Raw genomic sequence first — 21439 nt, 5'->3', positions numbered from 1 at the left:
TGAAGCTTGAAATTACCGCACGATCAAGTTGTGCGCAGTCAGTTCCCGCTCCAACCCCGCCGCATCTTTGAAATGATGTCCAATCATTCCAAGTTGTCGTGCGGCGTCCACGTTCGGGAGCGAGTCATCAATGAAGAGGCAGCGTTCGGGGGCGAGATCATTGCGATCGATTAGGATCTGGTAGATTCGCACATCCGGCTTAAGCATGCGCTCTTCCGCAGAGACCACGATGTCCAGAAAGCTGGTTTTCAGGAATGGAAACCTGTCTTGCGCTTCGACGAATTTCTCCGAAGAGAAGTTTGTGATCGCATAGAGCGGTGTTTTGTTCGCTTTAAGTTCGGAGAGAAGAACCTCTGTTCCCGGGACCGGGCCAGGAACCATTTCATGCCAACGGTCTGCGTAGGCCCGTATCAACGCCGTCTTTTCGGGAAACTCCCTTGATAAAACCTCTACGGCTTCCGTCCAGGTCCGTCCAAGGTCTTGTTGAACATTCCAGTCAGGAGTGCAGACTGTCGTCAGAAACTCATGCCGTTCGTCATCGTTCGGTATAAGTTTGCGATAGAGATTTTCCGGATTCCATTCGATCAGGACATTTCCTATATCGAAGACGACGTTGGTAATCGTGCTGGCCATGAGAACCTTTTAGGCAATGATTGGTCTGAGAACTGTTCTTCAGTTTCTTCGGACAGCATTAGGGTAGATATGTGACGGACATAAAACGGTTTTTTTTGTTTGTCGGGTTATGCTTGGTACTTGTTGTGCCAACGTCAGCTGTTGCGAATTCAGATCTCCCGGATCGTGTCCGGTTGGGCGCTGTTGTCGCAACAGAACAAACAGCACGAGAGCGTATTGAACCCTTTCGCAGGGCACTCGAAGAGATCACCGACTTACCTGTCGACCTGTTCTTGATGCCGACAATGGCTGATGGCATTGAGGCTCTTGCAGCTGGGCGCATTGACTATATTCGTCTCTCACCCTCCGGGTATGCCGCATCTTTTGAGCTTTGCGAATGTGTAGAGCCATTAGCGACCGCCGGCCCGGATGATTTCCCGGCGCGTTTTTACGCCATCATGATCGCCAAGCGGGATGGTGAAACGGTTACGTTGGAAAGTCTAAAGGATATGCGGCTCGGTGTCGGTGCAAAACATGCGGTCACAGGATACCGGGTGCCGTTGGTCAACCTGGCGGCAGACGGCATAAACGCCCGGGAGTATTTCCAAACGCTTGTTGAAGTCCGGGACCCGGTCGAGGGCGTTCGGGCCGTGTTGGATGGCCGTGTTCACGCAACGCTCGGATGGTCCTCGCTGGCCGGGGAAGCGAAGAACGGCTTCACTGCCGGTACGCTGAACGAATATTACGTTTCGGGCGGGAACCAGTTTGAAGATCTGGACATCGTGTGGCGGTCAGCGCCGATTCCATATTCGGCGCATACTGTCCGCACCGATTTGCCTGATGTCTTGAAGCGGGGCATTAGAGCCGGGCTCATGGATTTGCGGCGGGAAGATCCCGCAGCGTACCTCGCAATCGAACCGGATCTCCCTGGCGGCTTTGAACCGGTTGTTCATTCCGACTACCGGCCGGTGCTGCGCACCTTCGAGAAACCTTATGCGAAGGTCATCCAGACCGACGCCAATTGACAACACCAATAAGCGTGACGATGCCGACCTGAACCGGCCCAGTTGTCCAAAGAGACTGTGATGAGATCAGGCCGATACAGGACTGGCCGTGAGGAGAGCTTTCGTGTGCCGCCGTATCATTTCTTCCTCATTTGTTGGAACAACCAGCACAGCGACTTTGGAACTCTGTGTGGAAATGGGTCCGTTACCGGCATTGTTCAGCGCAGGATCGATATTAAGGCCCAGCCACTCTTGATCGGTGCAGACACGCTCGCGAATGAGCGCGGAGTTTTCGCCTATGCCCCCGGTAAAGACAAGTGTGTCGACACCACTGAGAACAGCCGCCATCGCACCAAGTTCACGACGCACCCGGAAAACATAGTACTCGATCGCTTCTGCAGCTCTGGGGTCAACACTCTGGCTGAGTGCGCGCATATCCTGGCTGATGCCAGACAGACCTTTCAGCCCGGACTTCTTGTAAAGAAGATCAGAAATCTCGTCGGGGCTCATGCCCTTAGTTGTCATGAGATAGAGAATGACACCCGGGTCTAACTGACCGCATCTGGTACCCATCGGCAAGCCATCCAAAGCGGTGAACCCCATCGTCGATCCGATGCTCTGGCCGGCCCGGATGGCGCACATGGATGCACCGTTGCCGAGATGCGCGACAATGACTTTTCCCTTGTATGCATCTGGGGCGTATTGTTTCAGGTATTCGCAGATGTATTCGTAAGACAGCCCATGGAAACCGTATCGGCGAACACCTTCATCATAGAAGGGGCGGGGAAGGGCAAAGGTATCGTTGACCCATGGGTGTTTCCGGTGAAATGCCGTATCGAAACAGGCCACCTGCTCAGCCTCCGGAAAAGCTGCCTGGGCAGCTTCGATGCCAGCAAGATTGTGCGGCTGGTGAAGAGGCGCGAGAGGTTCCAGCACCTTCAACTCTTGCATGACAGCATCTGTTATCCGGACCGGAAGATCGTGTTTGGTCCCGCCGTGGACCACGCGATGCCCGACGGCCGCTACAGATCGTTCTCCAAGCTCTTCATTCAAGATCGGAAGCAGTGCCGCCAGGGCCGCTCCGTGAGAGCTGCCGTCAGTGGTGTCTAAGGACCGGTCAATCTTGCGCCCGGAAAGCAATGCCTCGAGGTTTAGGTGCGGTTCCGCACCAAGCCCTGAAATCTGTCCGGTAACCTGTTCTGCCGGCCCGTCATAGAGCGAAAACTTGATCGAGGATGAACCAGAATTCAGAACCAGAATGACCGGAGCCATGATCAGTCTTCCTCCCGGTCAAAGATACCGGCAGGTGCAGAATTTTCTTTCCAATGGGTAAAAAGAAGCGCAAGCGCACAAGAGGCTAGACGTGCGCGCCCGTCGTCAGCCCTGCTGGTCAACATAACCGGCACCTTGGCGCCGATCACCAGGCCAGCTGCTTCTGCATGGGCGATGAATGTCAATTCCTTGGCGAGCATGTTGCCGGATTCAAGGTTTGGCACAATCAGAACCTCTGCATGGCCAGCAACTAGTGACGTGATCCCTTTGGTCCGGGCAGCCTGCACATCGATTGCATTGTCCATAGCAAGAGGGCCGTCCACGATCCCGCCTTTGATTTGGCCCCGCTCAGCCATTTTCGACAACACCGCCGCATCAAGACTGGATGGAATGGCTGGATTGACCGTCTCAATGGCTGAGAGAATGCCGACACGTGGAGACTGGAGACCCAGTGAAAGGGCCGCATCAATGGCATTTTGCGTGATGTCGACTTTGGTGTTCAGGTCCGGCGAGATGTTGATAGCCGCATCTGATATCAGAACCGGTGTTTTACGCCCTGGAATGTCCATCACAAAAACGTGGCTGATCCGGCGTTTTGTTCGAAGGCCACCATCTTTCTTCACCACGTGATGGAGAAGGTGGTCGGTGTGAAGATGCCCCTTCATGATGGCTTTGACCCTGCCTTCGTGAACCATCTGTACGGCTCGTCCGGCAGCTTCCGACTCGTCCTCTATGTCGACAAATTCGTATCCGTCGAGCGTCTCATTCAACTCGTCTGCGGCTTGGGTGACTCGATCCTTGGTGCCGATCAGGATGGGCTCAATCAATCCCTCCCGGGCGGCCATGAGTGCGCCTTCAAGGGAATTTGGATCATCCGGGGCAACCACGGCGGTTGGCAAGGCGGGAAGAGTTTTTGCTAACTCGATCATCCGGTTGAAATGCCGGTGCCGCTGAACAAGCAGTGCAGGGATATCGCTTGAATCAAACTCGATTGTTTCCGTCGGCGCGATGACCTCGGCTTCCCCCTCAACAAGGCTTTGACCGGTCTCATTCAAGACAGCCATGTCGAACATAATGATGTTGTTCGGCCTTTTTTCTGTGACTGTGACGCGGACTGTCAGTTTGTCACCGACGGCTGCGCGGCCCAAGAACCGGAACGACTGGGCTTTGTACATGGTACCGGGTCCGGGGAGGATGTTTCCAAGCACCGCCGAAGCTAGACCGCCAATCCACATTGCTGGAGCGACAGGTTTGTCGATGTGTCCGTCGCCTGTCCAATCCGTGTCAGGCAAGTGGATCGGGTTCCGATTTCCGGACGCGTGGGCGAACACCAGAAGATCATTGGAGGAGCACTCACGGACGATTTCCGCTGTGTCTCCGACCTTGATTTGATCATAGGTTTTGTTCGTCGCCATCGGCTGGGGTTCTCCTGCTTATCAAACTGCTGCGCCGCAGCAATTAGCAAGACCCTATCAGCGCTTTACAACGTTATAAATACGGCAGACCCACAATACGAACCATGATTTCCCTTTAGCAGTCGGTGCACAGGATCGTGCCAACAAGCCGTGGCCGAAGATAATAAGTGTCACTCAGCGTCAAAGTTGATGATCTGGAAAAATACTGCGTCAACATGCCGGCAAAAGGCGGAGTATAGCCCAATGTGGCCACACCGATCACGATCGAAGTATCCGCAGATACCAGTGTGGCAGGCATTGTAATAGGAGGTTCCTGGCCGGCCACCCAGTCGCTGGGCCTCCATTCGGCTCCCGATTTTCTGCCATGACTCCAATCAACCTGCGGCGTTCCGTTCGACTGGAAAGTGACACTTGCAGTTACAAAGGTAAGATTGGTCGACGGGTATGGCTTCAGGATTGTTTCGCCAAGAGCCATATACGAGTTGAGTTCGGCTTTGGTCACTGTTTGCGCTTGCGCAACCAAATCCGTGACTGCGTTTGCCATCCGGCTGATCTTGCGGTCTTGGTCCAGTGCGTCGGTGATTTCCACCATGCCAATCATCAACACAAGAAGAAATGGCAGGATCATTGCAAACTCGATGGCCGCAACGCCGCGCTGGTCTCTCTTGAGGCTGCAAAGCGTTACCATCCAGCGGAGCTTAGAGTTCGTGCGGTACCAGCGCAGCTTAGGACCACGGCTCATTTCGAAAGACCATTGTTGATGATAGATGACGTTCACCACCGTGATCCAGCGTGGAGAGGTTCAAGAGTGAAGTGAACATTGGCCATTTGTAGATCACATTTACGGCGACAATTTCGCTCTTCTTCGATTGAGTGTAGGCGTTGTCATCTTTCAAATTGCCGTCTTGATCGTAAAGGTTGTCTATGGAACCCACATTCACAAAGTCATTGGCAACGCTCACGTTGACGCGGATTCTTTCTGCTTTACACAAAAACGACGGCATGGATGCACAGATTTGATTTGCGAAGTCTGCTGTCGAAAAATTGGCGCTGGATGCCTGACCGGTTCTGATCATGCGAGAGGCTTCAATGACTGCGTTGTCAACCATACGGTTCACAAGAAACGCCAGTCCCAATTCCAAGATTGCAAACACCACGGTGAAAAACGGTAAAGCAACAATAGCGAACTCAATTGCAGTCACACCTTCTTCGTCACGAACCATCGAACGAAGCCGAGCATGCAGCCAAAGGCCGCATATACCCTTTGCTTTGCCATGTGAATGTCTTGCTGCCATTACCCTTTTCTCACCGGTCTTATCAGTTGCCTGCTGCCTTTTCCGCTAGTTCATTTCTGGATGTAGCTTGGGACGCTGCGTTTTGAAACGCTTCTGTTTCATCCCCCAATCGTAATGTCGGTTCGCAAACAGGGCTGCAGGAGAAAGTAGCGCGTGCTGCATTCCGGTAAACAGAGACCACACCTTGATCAGAGGCCTGTACTTGAATGACTTCATCTACGATGGGTTTGTTGTTTTGATCCAGTATGACCAGATTGGTAGTACCGTAGCTTTTGCCAGTTATCACCACAGTGTTTTGGTCGACCATAGCAACATCCGCAATGAACGGGTTGCCGACGATGACAGCAGCAGCGCCATCTTCGACCTGAAAAATTTTTGCCCGGTCAACGGTCACCAAAACAGGTTCCTCATTTGCCAGTGCAGCCCCGGGTGCCGCGCACACAAAAACCGTGGCGATAATTCTGGTAAGTCGGTTCCACATCTCATTTATCCTTACAGGCCCTTGTCGCGCAGTATTTTATTTAGATTATTGTGAATGTTCTGCTAACGGGGTTGATAAATAAGTATGAAAAACAAGACACCCGATTTGTCTCGAATACTGCTTCGATGGTTTCTAAGGGAGTGTTGGTATTTGCGGTGCGAAATAGTGAAGCAAGATATTTTTTGTAAATAGAGGAAGGTAATTTTCATCTTGATTGAAGGAGAAATATTTTTTTACTAGATATCTAAATTATGTCGAATTGTCTAACAAAAGCATACATTCATCGTTAACTATAGGTACTTTTAGCGGTTTTTTTCAAGTTCGCTTGGTAAATTTAACTCATTGGAAATGTCTCTGCCATAACGTGACGTTACACCGAGCGGACAGAAAAAGATCTGCCGGATTGAAGCTGTCAACAAAGTGGTACTTGGAGCAGACTATGAAGAAACTCATCACCCGTTTCGCAAAAGACGAATCTGGCGCGACCGCAATTGAATATGGCCTTATCGCTGGTTTGATTTCCGTGGCAATTATTGCCATCCTTGGCACAATGAGCGGTAGCCTGACAAGCATCTTTAACACTATTAGTAACGCATTGTCCTCTGGTGCTAACACGGCTGGCTAACGGCGGTTACCGGCGTTTTAGTGAAAAAGATATGCGGGCGGATTTCCGCCCGTTTTTTTCTGGTTATTAATCATATCGCCGTATCGTGCTCCGGCATTTTGTCTCATCCGGTGGAGCCGATATGATTGAAGCAGCAGTTCTTGTTTTTTTTCCCATGCTTGTGGCTTTCGCTGGCGCGTCGGACTTGTTCACGATGAAGATCGCGAATCGGGTGTCCATCCTGCTGATAATCGGGTTCGTTTTTTTGGCAACCGCGCAGGGTATGGCTCTGACAGGATGGGCAATGCACGGGCTTGGATTCGTCGTGGTATTCTTACCGTGCTTTGCATTTTTCGCAGCCGGCTGGATGGGCGGCGGAGACGTCAAGCTGATTAGTGCAGTCGGCCTTTGGTTTGGTTTTTCGCCGGTCCTCGCAGAATTTTTGTTCCTAGTTGCCCTTCTAGGTTGCATTCTTACAATCGGACTGTTGTGGTTCCGCAGCTCCTTGGTGGTTTTGCCCAGATCGCTCAACGGCCAGGAATGGTTGCTGCGCCTGCACGATAACAAAAATGGCATACCCTATGGTCTCGCAATATCTGCGGCGGCACTTGTCCTTTATCCTATGTCCGATTGGTTCAAACTGATCGGAAACTGATTTTTCAGCGATAACTTTTGTATCAGACGGACAATGCTGAACGGCTATTCCAATACCTGCTCCAGGCAAAGTGGCTCGCAAACTGCAAAAATTATTCAATTATTAAGTAACCTTAACGAATATTTACCAAAAATATCTACATCCAATTAACCATGTTTTGACCAATTCAGATCAACTTGGGTCTTAACGGTGCAAATGCGCCTCGGAATCTTGGTGGTTGGTCATGAAATTCGCACGTCTCTTAGTCTTGGCTATAGCTGTTGCTGCCGGAATATTGGCATTCCGGATGGTGATGATGTCTGGCGGGTCTTCCGATCAAGTTGTGACCGCCCCTGCACCGGTGGAACAGGCCAAAAAACAGGTATTGACGGCGGCAAATGATATTTTGCTCGGAGCCAAGCTTACCGCTGAGGATATGACCTGGACTGATTGGCCAGAAGAAGCCGTACCGATCGGGGCTGTAACCGAGCAAGACAACCCATCTGCCAATGAAGAGCTAATGGGTCAGATTGCCAAAACACCGATTTTCAAAGGTGAGCCGATTCGGCCCGAACGCCTGATCAGCACTGATAAGGGTTTCATGTCGGCGATTTTGCCGAAAGGCAAACGCGCCATCGCGGTTTCTGTAGAAGCAGAAACGACGGCGGGTGGTTTCATTCTACCAGGCGACAAAGTTGACCTGATTTTGACCCGGCGATCAGACAACGGCGCTATCAGCGAAACCATCCTTGAAAATATCCGTGTGCTGGCAATTGACACAACAACGGCCGGTGAACAGGAACAGAAAAATCTGGCGCCCCAGCGTACTGCCACTTTGGAGTTGACACTTGGGCAGTCTGAAATCGTCGCGCAGTCTCAACAGCTGGGAACGATCGCACTTGCGCTGCGAAGTGCTCAGGACTCGGCCGATGATGCTGAGCCAACCGAGACCCGGCGCGGCGTCAATCTCGTCAAATACGGCATCACAAGCCAGGCAGGCGTGAAATGAAAAAGACTATATTCAACAATAGTATTGGCCAAAACAGCAGCCGTCTGTTCGGGATAAGGCTCTGGGCAGCCGCTGCTGCAATTACCCTTGGTGCTTTATTTGCACCTGCGTCATGGTCCCAGGAGGCTTTTCCGAGCCAGATCCATGTTGCAGCTGGAGAACGGGCAACCGACAGAATTCTGAATGTCGGTATCGGTCGTTCGGTCGTTATCAATTTGGCAGAAGATGCCGCTGATGTTTTGGTGTCCAATCCGCAAATTGCAGATGCAGTACTGAGGACACCGCGCCGGATTTTCGTATTGGGCAATACTGCCGGGCAGTCCCGACTTGTGCTGTTCGGGCGGAGCGGGCGGGAGCTTGCGAGCTTTGACATCCGTGTTGAGAAGGACACGTCTGACATCACGCGGATCATCCGGCGGCTGATCCCCAGTACGAACATTTTGGCTGAATCTGTCAACGGTAAGATCATTTTAAGCGGCACTGCAAAAAGCACTCTGGAGGCGCAACAGGCCGCCGACATAGCTGCAAAATTTCAAGGTGATGAGACTGGTTCGTCCATCGTGAACTTGATTGCTGTTTCCGGTTCGGATCAGGTCCATTTGAAGGTAACGGTTGCCGAGGTTGAGCGATCGATCGTCAAGCAGCTGGGTGTGAGTTTCCAGGCGAATCTCGCTTCCGGCAACTTCTTTCCCTTTGGCAGCAACGTGCCAGGTTTCAATGTGAATCCCTCGATCGTCAATCAGGCAACTGCTGGCGTTACATTTTCATCGGGTGCGTCCTCGTTGACCGCTCAGATTGAAGCCCTTCAGCGGGACGGTGTGATCCGCACATTGGCGGAGCCGACACTGACGGCGATCTCCGGTGAAAACGCGAGTTTTCTGGCTGGCGGCGAGTTTCCGATCCCGGTTGCGCAAGAAGATAACCGGGTGTCTGTGGAATTCAAAAAATTCGGCGTCGGTCTCGATTTTACTCCGGTTGTGCTGACCGGCGGCCGGATAAGTCTGCGCGTGAAGACGGAAGTCAGTGAGTTGTCCAATGAAGGTGCCGTATCTGCCGGTGGTATCACTATCTCCGCATTGAAAGTTCGCAGAGCGGAATCAACCATGGAGCTGCCGTCTGGAGGAACCTTGGTAATGGCTGGTTTGTTGAAGGAGTCATATCAACAGGCCGTTGAAGGTGTTCCCGGATTGATGCAAATCCCGGTTCTTGGAACGCTGTTCAAGAGCCGAGACTTCTTGAAGCAACAGACCGAGCTGGCGGTTTTTGTGACGCCATATGTTGTGAAGCCAGTCGCGGCACAAAAAATGGTCCGGCCGGACAAAAATCTTTTTGCACCCTCCGATGCCGAGGCAATTTTCCTGAACCGGTTGAACAAGATCTTTAATCCGGCAGGTGAGCAGACCCAAGGCACATACCATGGCCAAGTTGGTTTCATCTACAAATGAGGACGGTCGGATGACTATGACAAGAAATCCCCGGTTCAAGCTGACTGTTTCAACGGGCACGATCATCTTGGCTGCAGTAATACTTTCCGGATGCCAGACAGAACCCAAGTCAAACGCAGAATTGCTTGCGACCCATGATTACCGTTATCAGCATCCAATTGTGATTTCGGAGGCACCCGAAGTCCTTGATTTGCCGATTGGAAAAAATACGCGGAATTTACGGAGCCCCGTGACAGACGTCATCACCTCGTTTGCAATGGAATCGCGGCGGAGCGGAAGCGGTAATGTGGAAATCCTCGTGCCGACCGGATCGGCCAATGAGAGTGCTGTTCATGCGGTCGTGCGTGATATCCGGGGAGCGTTGAGCCGCGGCGGCGTCAGTGGAAAGCATATTGCGACCCGCACCTACCGCTCTTCTGATCCGTCCGCCGACGCCCCTATCCGGTTGTCCTATGCGCGGATGAAGGCAACGACCGGGGAGTGCGGGGCTTGGCCGAAAAACATCGGTGGCGGTGTCGGTGAGAATACGAGCTACCAAAACTACGGCTGCGCAACACAGGCCAATTTGGCGGCAATGGTTGAGAACCCGTCTGATCTGATTGCGCCACGTGCAACAACACCGTCGGACCAGAACCGGCGTGCAGTTGTAATCGAAAAATACAGATTGGGTGAAACAACTGCCGGCGCCTTCACGGAAGGCGTTGGCGCGGAAGTTTCGGAGTAACGGCATGATGACGACGGGTTCTGAAGCGATGCGGATGTCTGGAGATGCGGAAGCGTATATGGATCAGGAGAAGCATGGGTCCGCCGCTTCTGCTGACACATCAGATATTGCGATGATACCACGGATAACCATCCATGCTTTCTGCCTGGAAGATCGCACGATGCATGTTGTCGAAGCTGCGACTGAAGACAGGCGGATGCTGAAAGCACATTTGAAGGCAGAAATGGGGGGGATACCAGCTGCCATCGATATGTTTGAACAGGCACCCACACCGAACTTGATCATCGTCGAAACATCTGGAGCCCGTGAGGATCTGCTCCAAAGTCTCGACCGGCTTGCCGAGTATTGTGATGCTGGAACAAAGGTCATTGTGATCGGAGACGTCAATGACGTTACTCTTTACAGAGAACTCATTTCCCGCGGTGTCAGTGAATACCTCATTACGCCGGTGTCCATTTTTCAGCTCATCGGCTCCATCAGCACTCTTTACAATGATCCGGAAGCGGAGCCTCTGGGCAGAACAATTGCATTTTATGGTGTGAAAGGCGGCTGCGGTTCTTCCACGATCGCTCACAACGGCGCATGGTGTCTTGCCCGGAAGTTTGACAGCGAAGTCGTGATTGCTGATCTGGATCTGCCATTTGGAACGGCCGGTCTCGATTACAACCAAGACCCATTACAGGGTGTTTTCGAAGCGATTTCCGCGCCAGAGCGGTTGGATGAAACCTATCTCGATCGCATTTTGTCCAAATGCAGCGACCATCTAAGCTTGCTTGCTGCGCCTGCCACGTTGGAGCGGACATATGATCATAGCGAGAAAACGTTTGAGCTTTTGATAGACACGATGCGCTTAGGAACGCCCCATGTCGTGCTGGATGTGCCGCATGCGTGGAACTCCTGGGTCAAAAACACGCTGCTGAACGCCGACGAGATTGTTTTGGTTGCTGAGCCGGACTTGGCGAATTTGCGGAACGCCAAAAACACAGTCGATCTCCTTAAGCAGATAAGACCGAATGACAAGGTTCCGCATTTGGTGATGAATAAGGTGAACGTCCCAAAACGCCCCGAAATCAAACCGGATGAGTTTGCAAACGCTTTGGGGCTCCATGTGGACGCTGCCATACCCTTTGACCCGCATTTGTTTGGAACATCTGCCAACAACGGTCAAATGATCGGTGAGCTTGATGGCAAGCATGCGATTGCCCGGATGTTTGAGGATTTGGCCCAGTCGATTTCCGGCAAAGCCCAACCGGCGAAGACGTCCAAGTCTCCTTTGGGGGATTTGTTCTCCAAACTGAAACGAAAAGCTGGCTAAAGGCCACGGCAACGGAGCAGCAGGTTCACTATGTTTGGCAGACGCGGCAGTTCATCTTCTGGAGCGCCCGAAATTCGGCCCGGAAATGTCCCGGAAGTAGCTGAAGCACCGGCCCAGGCGCCGACGGCGCCTGCGTCACAACCGCCTGTGCAATCAGCGGCGCCGCAACCTGGACCGTCGCGTGCGCCCGCAAGCCCAACTGTTGCGGTCAGCGTGCAAACCGAGACGGCCTCGGCAGCTCCAACTAGAAAGAAGACAGGCGAGTATTACGAAACAAAGGCGCAAATCTTTAACGCGCTGGTTGAAGCTATCGACTTGTCCCAGCTCGCGCGGCTGGATGCGGAAGATGCCAGGGACGAAATCCGGGATGTTGTGAATGATATCATCGCGTTGAAAAACGTTGTGATGTCTATTTCCGAGCAAGAAGATTTGCTTGAGGATATTTGCAACGATGTTCTGGGGTATGGTCCTCTGGAGCCACTGCTGGCGCGTGACGACATCGCTGATATCATGGTGAATGGTGCGCACACTGTTTACATTGAAACTGAAGGCAAGGTTGAACCGACCAGCATAGCCTTTCGTGACAATGCGCAGTTGATGAACATATGTCAGCGTATTGTTAGCCAGGTCGGTCGCCGGGTCGATGATGCCAGTCCAATTTGTGACGCGCGTCTTCCCGATGGATCCCGTGTCAACGTTATTGCGCCGCCATTGGCAATCGACGGCCCCGCATTGACCATACGTAAGTTTAAACGGGACAAGCTCACTCTTGATCAACTGGTGAAGTTCAATTCGATCACACCGGAAGGCGCGACGATCCTCCAGGTCATTGGCCGTTCCCGGTGTAACGTGCTGATCTCCGGCGGTACGGGCTCAGGTAAAACGACGCTCTTGAATTGTTTGACGGCCTATATCGAAAACACGGAGCGTATCATTACCTGCGAGGACTCCGCAGAACTTCAGCTGCAACAGCCCCATGTTGTACGCCTTGAAACCAGACCGCCCAACCTTGAGGGGGAGGGCGAAATTACGATGCGCGACCTCGTCAAAAACTGCCTGCGTATGCGCCCAGAGCGGATCATCGTAGGTGAGGTTCGTGGCCCGGAAGCATTCGATCTGCTGCAAGCGATGAACACGGGTCACGATGGTTCCATGGGCACTTTACACGCCAACTCGCCGCGCGAAGCATTGTCCCGCTTGGAATCGATGATCACCATGGGCGGCTTTTCATTGCCGTCCCGAACTCTGCGCGAAATGATCGTGTCATCGATTGATGTCGTGGTTCAGGCAGCACGCTTGCGAGACGGTTCCCGCCGCATCACGCATGTGACTGAGGTGATGGGCATGGAAGGGGACATCATCACGACCCAGGACATCTTCCTCTATGACATCGTTGGGGAAGATCCGAATGGCAAGATTATCGGACGTCATCGGTCAACCGGCATCGGACGTCCCAAGTTCTGGGATCGAGCACGGTATTTCGGTGATGAGTCCCGACTGGCGGAAGCGCTTGATGCGTCTGAAATGCCTGAGTACATCGCGGAATAGGAAAAAACATGCCCGTTTTCGAGCAATTCATGACACCTGTCGTCACTGGGGCCGCGGTTGCGCTACTCGTCATGTTTAGTGTTGGCGGCCTCATCTATGGCCTTTTTCTTCCATCTTTATCCGGGACAAAACGCCGTGACGAAAGGGTGAGCGCGGTTTCAGCTCGCCCTCAATCTGAAACGCAACGCAAAACCATTCGGGATACCAACCGAAGAAAAAAATCTATCCAAGATCAGCTTAAGGATTTCGAAGACCGTCAAAAAGCTAAGCATGACAAACAGAAAAACATCCCACTTAAAGTAAAAATGGAACAGGCTGGGCTCAACTGGGAAACACGGCACCTGGTTCTGTTTAGTATTGTATGTGCGATCGTGTTTTTTTTGGTCTCTCTGATCGCAACCGGCAACATGCTTATCGCGGCGGCTTTTACTTTCGTAGGTGGCGTTGGTTTTCCGCGTTGGTACATCGGAAACAAGCGGCAACGCCGTTTCAATGCGTTTTTGAATGAATTGCCCAATGGGATCGATATCATCGTCCGCGGTGTCAAGGCAGGTCTTCCACTAAGCGATTGCGTCAAGGTTGTTGCGAGGGAAGCACGAGAGCCAGTTGCGACTGAATTCCGAAAGGTCACAGAAACTCAGGTTATGGGTGTTTCGCTCGCTGAAGCGCTCGCAAGAATGCCAGATAGGGTTCCTCTACCAGAGACAAACTTTCTTGCAATTGTCGTAAGCATTCAGCAAAAAGCCGGCGGTGGCCTTGCTGAAGCTTTGGGAAATCTTTCCAGAGTGCTGCGTGAACGGAAGTCAATGAAGGCCAAAATCAAAGCCTTGAGTTCTGAAGCAAAATCTTCAGCGGCAATTATCGGATCGCTGCCTTTCGTTGTGGGTGGAATTCTATCACTCATCGCCCCCGATTACATGATGATACTTTTCACTGCGACAACCGGAAAGATTATCATTGCTGGTTGTTTGTTTTGGATGTTCTGCGGGATAATGGTCATGAGATCCATGATCAACTTTGACTTCTAGGGCACATCATGGACATTGAAACAATCGCATCTCCACAGTTTCTCGCAGCGCTTTTGGCGATGATCGCTGTCACGGGCACGATTTTTTCTCTCGTGATGCCGCTGCTGTCGCGAGACACATTGAAATCACGCATGAAAAACGTCGCCTTGGAACGCGATGCGCTCCGTGCAAAAGAGCGCGCACGCTTGCAGACAACTCAGGGAGACAACCGGTTATCCTTGCGGAATCAGCCAAAAGAGAAGATGAAAAATTTCGTCGACCGGCTGAACCTCAAGGAAATGCTTGCTGATGAAAGCACGCAGGAGCGATTGCGCATGGCGGGTTACCGCGGCAGTGCGCCGATGTATTACTTCTTAACTGCGCGAATTGCTGTCCCGTGCGGGTTGTTTGTGTTTTCGTTGTTTTATGCGTTGCTGCTCGCACCGGACACCATTCCAGCCTTTTCAAAGGTCTTGTTTTGTATTGTTTTTTCGGGTTTCGGTGCATTTTTGCCCAACATCTACCTCAAGAACAAGATAGACAAACGAAAGGTCGTAATCCAGCGTGCCTGGCCAGATGCGCTTGATCTGATGCTGATTTGTGTTGAATCTGGCATGTCAATTGAGGCTGCCTTTCAAAAGGTTGCCGAAGAAATTGGTGCCCAATCCGTTGAATTGGCTGAAGAGCTTTCCCTCACCACAGCAGAATTGTCTTACCTCAGTGAGCGCCGGATGGCCTATGAGAACCTGGCGAAAAGGACCGGTGTGGACGGCGTTAAGAACGTCATGATGGCGCTTATTCAGGCTGAACGATACGGCACGCCTGTTGGAACCGCTATTCGCAACATGGCCGATGACACGCGCGCAGAACGCATGCAGTTCGCTGAGCAGAAAGCAGCGTCACTACCGCCGAAGCTGACTGTTCCAATGATCATGTTTTTTCTGCCGGTTCTGTTCTTTGTTATCCTAACGCCAGCAGTGATCCAGGCAATGGGCGCATTCTAGGGGCAGTACCTGTTATAGCGTACGAAATGGCCCGGACGAATTTGTCCGGATACGAGGTGCAAGACCGCAGGTAACCGTCGGGTTGCCAAAGACTTGCAACGATGTTGCCGGGCTAATACACCCTATCGCAAAGGGGCCCATAAACGGTTCCGATCTGCTGCCTCGAACCGCTTGTCCAGGCAACCAACCCGCTTTTCGCACTTCTCTTTGCAGTTTGTTGTCGATGCGGTGCTATTTCATTAGCTTTGATGGGTCCTTGCACCAGTAGGCTGGACTTGTTTGATAAGTATTTGATCGTAATGGTACTCTGGGGGGCTAAATAGGAAATTCATTATTGCAGGGAGGAGCCCGCTATACTGGAGTTATATTGACTGATGTTATTTGAGTAGTGTCGCCTCAATTGCTCACACAGTAAGGTGCGGCACGCCACTGGGTACTTTCCTTTGCAGTCCAGGACGGGGGCTGCAAATCATCTTGGATAGTACATCCGATCTAACCCTGACGCTGCTGCATCATCGATCTGAGGTACGCGATGTTCGCGTCCGCTTGACGGGGGTCCAGCTCTGCCCGTGCCACCTGAATGGCCTCGTCGTATTTGCCTTGGATCCCAAGAACGAGTGCCAGGTTTTGACGCACACGGCTGTCTGCACCGGGAAGCGTTGCCGCACGGCGCAAGGTGTATTCGGCATCGGGAAGTTCATTCGACAACAAATAAGACAGGCCGAGATTGTTCAGGAGGCTCGGATCATCCGGTGCAATCTGCAAAGCTTGCTTGTAAATGCTGCGGGCCTTTTTGTGTTTCCCCATCTGATCATAGATTGCCGCTTGTGCCGACATGAGCTTCCAGTCCGGAGTGTCCGGACGCTGAGCGCCCTGCAAAACATTCATCGCTTCGTCAAAGCGCCCATTCATGGCCAGGACTTTGCCGTAGGCGGACGCGATTTCACGGTCCTTTGGATGGGCGATAACACCTGCGCGTAGTACAGCCATGGCTTGTGGGGTCTGACCATTCCTGCTCAAAGCATCCGAATACCCGAGAATGGCCATCCGGTTGGTCCTGTCCTTTTCATAGGCGCTGCCCCATTTCGAAACGGCGGCCCGCGCTTGGGCCGATCCCGGATTGGAGTAATGCGTCCCGGATCCCGGGGAATGAGTCCCCGTATTGGATTTGTTCGATGCACAGCCTGTGACCAGAACAAGAGCCGTCATGGCCATGAGTGTCTTTGTCAGGCGGGAGCGCTTTGTTGCCGAGTGTGTCGAGGGCGCTTGCATTGTCAAAATCCTAGCTGTCCGCAGCATGTAAGTCCTCTACAGCAATAGATAATTAACCCTAATGGATGGTTAAGCTCAGCTGCAGAATGCGAAACAGCGTTTTTGCTCATCGCGCTTGCTTCTGAATTTCTCGCAGACTAGGTCTTGATACAGCTGCCCGGTCATTGAATGGAGAGCCCTCGTGCGTGAAACGCTGATCCGTCAAAGTGATGCCCAAACTTCTGTGCCGATAATCGCTGTTGACGCGGAGAGTCTTGACACAGTTCTCGCGTCGCTAGGAGAAACCGGGCAAGTCTGGTGCCGTGCCAATGGCTATTCGGCCAAACCTTCGTCCCACCAGCTTGTGCCGGGCTTAAGCGGCGAACTTGAAGCTGTCTTGTTCGGTGTTGAAGAAGGAGGTAACTCGAATCCGTTTAGTCTTGGAAACCTGGCAAAAAACCTTCCAGATGGCGATTACCATTTGGCAGACGGTTTTCCGGGGGCGGCAGAGGCCGCGCTTGCGTTCGCGTTATCGGGTTACCAGTTTAACCAGTACACGAGCTCTCCAACAAAAAAGCCTCCCCGCCTTTGCGTGCCAAATGATGTCGATCTGGAACGGCTCACCGTGATTCTCGATGGTGTTCAGCTCACTCGGGATCTGATCAATACGCCGGCCAATGACTTGGGTCCGGAGGAATTGGCAAGTGCTGTTGAGGCAGTGTTTGTCGAAAATGGTGGCTCCGGTCAGGTCGTTGTCGGGGATGACCTTTTGGATCAGGGATACCCGATGGTGCATGCGGTCGGTCGTGCAAGCTCCCGGGCACCTCGCATTGCTGACTATTCTTGGGGTTCCGAAGACGCTCCCAAGGTCACGCTTGTGGGCAAGGGGGTGAACTTCGATACCGGCGGCCTGAATCTAAAGCCAGGCAATTCCATGACGCTCATGAAAAAGGACATGGGTGGCGCGGCAAATGTTCTTGGGCTTGCCTCCATGATCATGGCCGCCAAGCTGCCTGTCCGGTTGCGGGTCATTGTGCCGTGCGTTGAAAACGCGGTTTCAGGCAATGCGTTTCGGCCGGGAGATATTCTGAACAGCCGCAAAGGGCTGACAGTCGAAATTGGAAACACGGATGCGGAAGGCCGCCTGATCTTGGCCGATGCATTGGCATTGGCCGATGAAGAAAGCCCGGAAGTTTTGATCGATATGGCGACACTCACTGGTGCGGCACGAGTCGCTTTGGGTCCGGATCTGCCGCCGTTTTACACCGATGATGAAGCCTTGGCGGAAGATATCGCCGTGATGTCAGAGGCGGCAACTGATCCCTTGTGGCGATTGCCGCTCTGGAAGCCATACATGAAATACCTCGACAGCAAAGTGGCCGACATCAATCACATCAATACATCCGGCACCGGTTATGCCGGTTCCATAACTGCCGCTTTATTCCTCTCCCGGTTTGTCGAGAAGGCAGAAAGCTGGGTGCATTTCGATATCTTCGGTTGGACACCTGCCGAAAAGCCGGGAAAACCGATGGGCGGAGAAGCCCAGGGAATCCGAGCTTTGTTCGACCTGCTCAGCGAGCGCTACACCAAAACAAAATAACGGAACCGAAACGTATTCATGCTTGAATGATCCAGAACAGGAATTGGGAACGGATCATCAATGGGCATTGAAATACGCGGCGCACAGGCGTTGCGGCTCATGCACGAGGTCAATTTGGCGTTGGTCCGCGGCAGCGATCAGGATCTGTCCGCGCGGCAATTGACGATTCTTTTGACGGTTTACCTCGAGCCGCCGCCCCACACCGTGCGCGGCTTGGCGGCAAAGTTGAACGTCACCAAACCTGCCATCACCCGGGCTCTCGACACTCTCGGGTCCATGCGGTTGCTGTCTCGAAAAAGAGATGAGGCCGACAAACGCAATGTGATCATCACACGCACGGTTGAAGGTGCGCTCTATTTGGAGCAGCTTGGAGACCTCGTTGTCGAAAAGGCCGCCGAGCTTCCTCGATAATCAACCCACCCCTCTATCTTCTCCAGCCTAGGTAGATTGCTTTCCATGCAGACCAACTTCGATCAACGGCGTCATCCGGTGCGCATGGACCTCGCAGCTAAATCGTATGAAGGGCAGGTAACCGCAGACCGGTTTGTAGAGGGTGAGAAGTACCGGGTGAACGTTGACCGTTTGGAGTTTAGGCCGCAACCTCGGCAAGACGTTTCAATTGATACCGAAGCGTTGTTCGGTGAGAACATTACTGTTTACGAACAAACCCCAGAGGGCTGGGCCTGGGGCCAATTGGAAACCGATGGTTATGTTGGCTGGTTTTCCTCTGATGCCATTCAGAAGGCCGGAAAGCCAACGCACCGCGTGAAAGCGCTGCGGACATTTCGGTATCCAGCGCCGGAGCTCAAAATGCCGCCGCTGGGCCTGCTTTCAATTGGGTCTTTGGTCAGTGTTGTAAGCGAAGCAGAAACGCGAGGCTTGCAATACGCTCTCTTGGCAGATGGCTCTGCCATTGTCGCAAAACACCTGGTTCCCTTGGATCACACCGAGGCCGATTGGGTTGCAAGTGCCGAAGCTTTTCTCGGGACGCCTTACCTTTGGGGCGGGCGTACCAGTTTGGGGTTGGATTGTTCTGCCCTCGTTCAACTGGCGGCGCAAACGGGCGGCATACCGCTTCCGCGGGACAGTGACATGCAGGAAGCAGAAGCCGGGAGCGAAATACCCTTCAATGATCTTTCGTCGCTTGTCCGCGGCGACCTTCTGTTTTGGAAGGGCCACGTCGGGATCATCACGGGTCCAAACCAGCTGCTTCATGCCAACGGCCACACAATGACAGTGGCCTATGAGGATCTTGAAAAGGCCGTTGCCAGGATAGTGGCGACGGAATGGGGCGCGATTACGAAAGCGCGCCGCCTGGGCTGATATAGGTTGCTGCTCGCTGTCATATCGCGAGCAGTCCTAGCGGTCGGGAGCTAGAGCCAGCTGAGGCGCATCATCACCTTGTGTATCAGCGCTCGAAGAGACCTCTCCAAGTTCGAGGTCCTCGATCCTTCGGCTGCGTTTGCCGATCTTTTCTGACGAGATAAGGATCTGGTCGATGTCCTTGTTGGCCTGGGCAAAGTGCGACTGCAGCTTACCGACGCGGTCGTTCAAGCGGCCGACATCCGCAATCAGGTGGCCAACTTCGGCCTGAATCAGATGGGCCTGTTCGCGCATTTTTGCATCGCGCAGCACGGCCTGAATCACTTGGATCGACAGCATTAAGAGCGACGGTGAAACGATCACCACGCGGGTGCGATGAGCTTTCTGGATCAAGTCTTCAAACCGCTCATTAAGCTCTGCGAAGACGCTTTCGGATGGCACAAACAGGAAAGCAGTGTCCTGGGTCTCACCAGGGAGTAGGTACTTTTCGCCGATATCTTGAATATGCTTTGTGAAATCCCGCCGGAACTGTGCTTGCGCGTACTTGAGCTGTTCGTCCGTTTCGGCATTCCGAATGAGATTGAACGCCTCCAGCGGGAACTTCGCGTCGATGGCGAGCGGAGGCGCGCCGTTTGGCATGTGAATGAGACAATCAGGTCTGCTGTTGTTGGAAAGGGTTGATTGGAAAGAGTAGCCGCTCGGCGCCAATTGGTCTTGAATAATGGCTTCCATGCGTCCTTGCCCGAATGCACCCCGCGTCTGCTTGTTGGACAAGATCGCCTGCAGCTGCCCGACCTGTCCGGAAAGGTCGGTGATAGTCGCTTGTGCCCGGTCGATCACTGCAAGCCGCTCATGCAGATGGCGCAGCCCGTCCTGGGTGCGCTTGCTCGTATCTGCCATGGAAAGCCCGAGCTTGTGCCCCATGCCGTCAAGGCGCTCATTGACCGCGCGCATCATGTCGGACTGACGGGAGCCGAACACCTCGGCCATGGTCTGCATCCGTCCGGTCATCTCGCCTTGAGATTTCAGCAACTGTGAGAGGTGGCTTTCCAGCTCGTGAATGCGTTCCGTCGCGGCTGTATCGGCTTCAGCGCGCAGACGGATTTCTCGCATGGTTTTCATAACCAGCCAGACAATCAGAGCAAGCAGAAACAGTCCGCCTCCAACGGCTGTTTCCAAAACTGTGACCGGTCGTCCGCTCAATTCAAAAAGGATCTCGTTCATGAAACAAACATAGAACGATTCGGTGGAAAGAACATCCGACAAGAGGGAAAGCAAAGCTGAACAAGCAGGCACACTTGGCGGAATTACGCGTTGACCGGGATGCCGCGATTTCCTATGTCAGGCGCATGACAAAACGCCCGATTATCACCATTCCTGACCCGGTACTCCGCGAAGTGTGCGCGCCAATTGAAAAGGTCGACGCTGAAACCATCGCTTTGGCCGATGATATGCTGGAAACCATGTATGACGCCCCCGGTATTGGCCTTGCTGCCAGCCAGGTCGGCATCTTGAAACGGATATTCGTTCTTGATGTTGCCAAGGAGGATGCGCCCAAGGAGCCGATGGTTTTCATCAACCCGGAAATCATCTGGTCTAGTGATGAACTTTCAGTCTATCAGGAGGGGTGTCTGTCGATCCCGGACTATTATGAAGACGTCGAGCGTCCGGCTGAAGTTGCCGTCAAGTTTATGGACCGGGAAGGTGCAGAACAGGAGATCAAGGCCGACGGATTGCTGGCAACGTGTATCCAGCACGAGCTCGACCACCTGAACGGCAAGTTGTTCATCGATTATCTATCCAAACTGAAACGCGATCGGGTGGTGAAGAAGTTCACGAAACAGGCCAAACTGGCCGGCCAACTCTAAGCAACGCCGCAAGGCACTCAATCCTCCA

Annotated in this window: 22 protein-coding genes; 14 read left to right on the top strand and 8 right to left on the bottom strand. The window is 52.9% G+C overall.

Annotation, left to right across the window (positions count from 1 at the left end):
• Positions 1-12 precede the first annotated feature (12 nt).
• A complete protein-coding gene (locus ACQY4Z_RS09095; protein WP_428528589.1) occupies positions 13-633 on the bottom strand; it encodes an HAD family hydrolase in 621 nt (206 codons plus the stop codon).
• A 125-nt stretch (positions 634-758) separates the two neighbouring features.
• Between ACQY4Z_RS09095 and ACQY4Z_RS09090 the strand changes: the two genes are divergently transcribed.
• Positions 759-1637, top strand: a complete 879-nt coding sequence (locus ACQY4Z_RS09090; protein ID WP_428528587.1) for a phosphate/phosphite/phosphonate ABC transporter substrate-binding protein — start codon at positions 759-761, stop codon at positions 1635-1637.
• A gap of 66 nt (positions 1638-1703) precedes the next feature.
• Here the strand turns inward: ACQY4Z_RS09090 and ACQY4Z_RS09085 are convergent, their stop codons facing one another.
• The 5 genes from ACQY4Z_RS09085 to ACQY4Z_RS09065 all read right to left on the bottom strand — a co-directional run bounded on the left by ACQY4Z_RS09085 (position 1704) and on the right by ACQY4Z_RS09065 (position 6079).
• Positions 1704-2888: an acetate/propionate family kinase gene (locus tag ACQY4Z_RS09085; RefSeq protein ID WP_428528585.1), complete on the bottom strand. Its 1185-nt coding sequence runs from the start codon at positions 2886-2888 to the stop codon at positions 1704-1706.
• Positions 2889-2890: 2 nt separating this feature from the next.
• Complete coding sequence (locus ACQY4Z_RS09080; RefSeq protein ID WP_428528583.1) at positions 2891-4303, bottom strand: bifunctional enoyl-CoA hydratase/phosphate acetyltransferase; 1413 nt, start codon at positions 4301-4303, stop codon at positions 2891-2893.
• Between the two features lie 115 nt (positions 4304-4418).
• Positions 4419-5045, bottom strand: a complete 627-nt coding sequence (locus ACQY4Z_RS09075; RefSeq protein WP_428528581.1) for a TadE/TadG family type IV pilus assembly protein — start codon at positions 5043-5045, stop codon at positions 4419-4421.
• On the bottom strand, positions 5029-5598 hold the full coding sequence (locus tag ACQY4Z_RS09070; protein ID WP_428528579.1) for a TadE/TadG family type IV pilus assembly protein: 570 nt from the start codon (positions 5596-5598) through the stop codon (positions 5029-5031). The genes ACQY4Z_RS09075 and ACQY4Z_RS09070 overlap by 17 nt, the downstream gene beginning before the upstream one ends.
• Positions 5599-5620: 22 nt before the next feature.
• Positions 5621-6079 (bottom strand): pilus assembly protein N-terminal domain-containing protein, encoded by a 459-nt coding sequence (locus tag ACQY4Z_RS09065; RefSeq protein WP_428528577.1) that lies wholly within the window; start codon positions 6077-6079, stop codon positions 5621-5623.
• A gap of 439 nt (positions 6080-6518) precedes the next feature.
• Between ACQY4Z_RS09065 and ACQY4Z_RS09060 the strand changes: the two genes are divergently transcribed.
• From ACQY4Z_RS09060 to ACQY4Z_RS09020, 9 genes are all read left to right on the top strand, one after another.
• On the top strand, positions 6519-6704 hold the full coding sequence (locus tag ACQY4Z_RS09060; RefSeq protein WP_428528575.1) for a Flp family type IVb pilin: 186 nt from the start codon (positions 6519-6521) through the stop codon (positions 6702-6704).
• 121 nt (positions 6705-6825) lie between these two features.
• Positions 6826-7338 (top strand): A24 family peptidase, encoded by a 513-nt coding sequence (locus tag ACQY4Z_RS09055; RefSeq protein ID WP_428528573.1) that lies wholly within the window; start codon positions 6826-6828, stop codon positions 7336-7338.
• Positions 7339-7561: 223 nt separating this feature from the next.
• Entirely contained in the window at positions 7562-8326 is a 765-nt protein-coding gene (gene cpaB, locus ACQY4Z_RS09050) for a Flp pilus assembly protein CpaB (protein WP_428528571.1), read from the top strand.
• The gene (locus tag ACQY4Z_RS09045; RefSeq protein ID WP_428528569.1) at positions 8323-9771 is read left to right on the top strand and encodes a type II and III secretion system protein family protein; all 1449 of its coding nucleotides are present in this window, start codon (positions 8323-8325) and stop codon (positions 9769-9771) included. The genes cpaB and ACQY4Z_RS09045 overlap by 4 nt, the downstream gene beginning before the upstream one ends.
• Positions 9743-10495 (top strand): CpaD family pilus assembly protein, encoded by a 753-nt coding sequence (locus ACQY4Z_RS09040; protein WP_428528567.1) that lies wholly within the window; start codon positions 9743-9745, stop codon positions 10493-10495. Before ACQY4Z_RS09045 ends, ACQY4Z_RS09040 begins: the two co-directional genes overlap by 29 nt.
• Before the next feature lie 58 nt (positions 10496-10553).
• On the top strand, positions 10554-11810 hold the full coding sequence (locus ACQY4Z_RS09035) for an AAA family ATPase (RefSeq protein ID WP_428529492.1): 1257 nt from the start codon (positions 10554-10556) through the stop codon (positions 11808-11810).
• Between the two features lie 30 nt (positions 11811-11840).
• Complete coding sequence (locus ACQY4Z_RS09030) at positions 11841-13358, top strand: CpaF family protein (protein WP_428528565.1); 1518 nt, start codon at positions 11841-11843, stop codon at positions 13356-13358.
• 8 nt (positions 13359-13366) lie between these two features.
• Positions 13367-14386: a type II secretion system F family protein gene (locus ACQY4Z_RS09025; RefSeq protein WP_428528563.1), complete on the top strand. Its 1020-nt coding sequence runs from the start codon at positions 13367-13369 to the stop codon at positions 14384-14386.
• An 8-nt stretch (positions 14387-14394) separates the two neighbouring features.
• Entirely contained in the window at positions 14395-15369 is a 975-nt protein-coding gene (locus ACQY4Z_RS09020; RefSeq protein ID WP_428528561.1) for a type II secretion system F family protein, read from the top strand.
• A 492-nt stretch (positions 15370-15861) separates the two neighbouring features.
• Here the strand turns inward: ACQY4Z_RS09020 and ACQY4Z_RS09015 are convergent, their stop codons facing one another.
• The gene (locus ACQY4Z_RS09015; RefSeq protein WP_428528559.1) at positions 15862-16641 is read right to left on the bottom strand and encodes a tetratricopeptide repeat protein; all 780 of its coding nucleotides are present in this window, start codon (positions 16639-16641) and stop codon (positions 15862-15864) included.
• 181 nt (positions 16642-16822) lie between these two features.
• On the opposite strand from ACQY4Z_RS09015, the gene ACQY4Z_RS09010 reads away from it, so the two are divergent.
• Genes ACQY4Z_RS09010 through ACQY4Z_RS09000 form a run of 3 tightly spaced genes read left to right on the top strand, consistent with a single transcriptional unit; the run spans position 16823 to position 19543 of the window.
• Positions 16823-18220 (top strand): leucyl aminopeptidase family protein, encoded by a 1398-nt coding sequence (locus ACQY4Z_RS09010; protein ID WP_428528557.1) that lies wholly within the window; start codon positions 16823-16825, stop codon positions 18218-18220.
• Between the two features lie 60 nt (positions 18221-18280).
• Positions 18281-18631 (top strand): MarR family transcriptional regulator, encoded by a 351-nt coding sequence (locus ACQY4Z_RS09005; protein WP_008190665.1) that lies wholly within the window; start codon positions 18281-18283, stop codon positions 18629-18631.
• 45 nt (positions 18632-18676) lie between these two features.
• Positions 18677-19543 (top strand): NlpC/P60 family protein, encoded by an 867-nt coding sequence (locus ACQY4Z_RS09000; protein ID WP_428528554.1) that lies wholly within the window; start codon positions 18677-18679, stop codon positions 19541-19543.
• A 36-nt stretch (positions 19544-19579) separates the two neighbouring features.
• On the opposite strand, the gene ACQY4Z_RS08995 is transcribed toward ACQY4Z_RS09000, so the two are convergent.
• Positions 19580-20767, bottom strand: a complete 1188-nt coding sequence (locus tag ACQY4Z_RS08995; RefSeq protein ID WP_209172438.1) for a DNA recombination protein RmuC — start codon at positions 20765-20767, stop codon at positions 19580-19582.
• 125 nt (positions 20768-20892) lie between these two features.
• On the opposite strand from ACQY4Z_RS08995, the gene def reads away from it, so the two are divergent.
• Positions 20893-21411 (top strand): peptide deformylase, encoded by a 519-nt coding sequence (gene def, locus ACQY4Z_RS08990; RefSeq protein WP_209173656.1) that lies wholly within the window; start codon positions 20893-20895, stop codon positions 21409-21411.
• Positions 21412-21439 lie beyond the last annotated feature (28 nt).

Origin of the sequence: Roseibium sp. (assembly GCF_965276855.1) — a bacterium.
GTDB lineage: Bacteria > Pseudomonadota > Alphaproteobacteria > Rhizobiales > Stappiaceae > Roseibium.
This window is presented reverse-complemented; position numbering and strand designations above follow the sequence as displayed.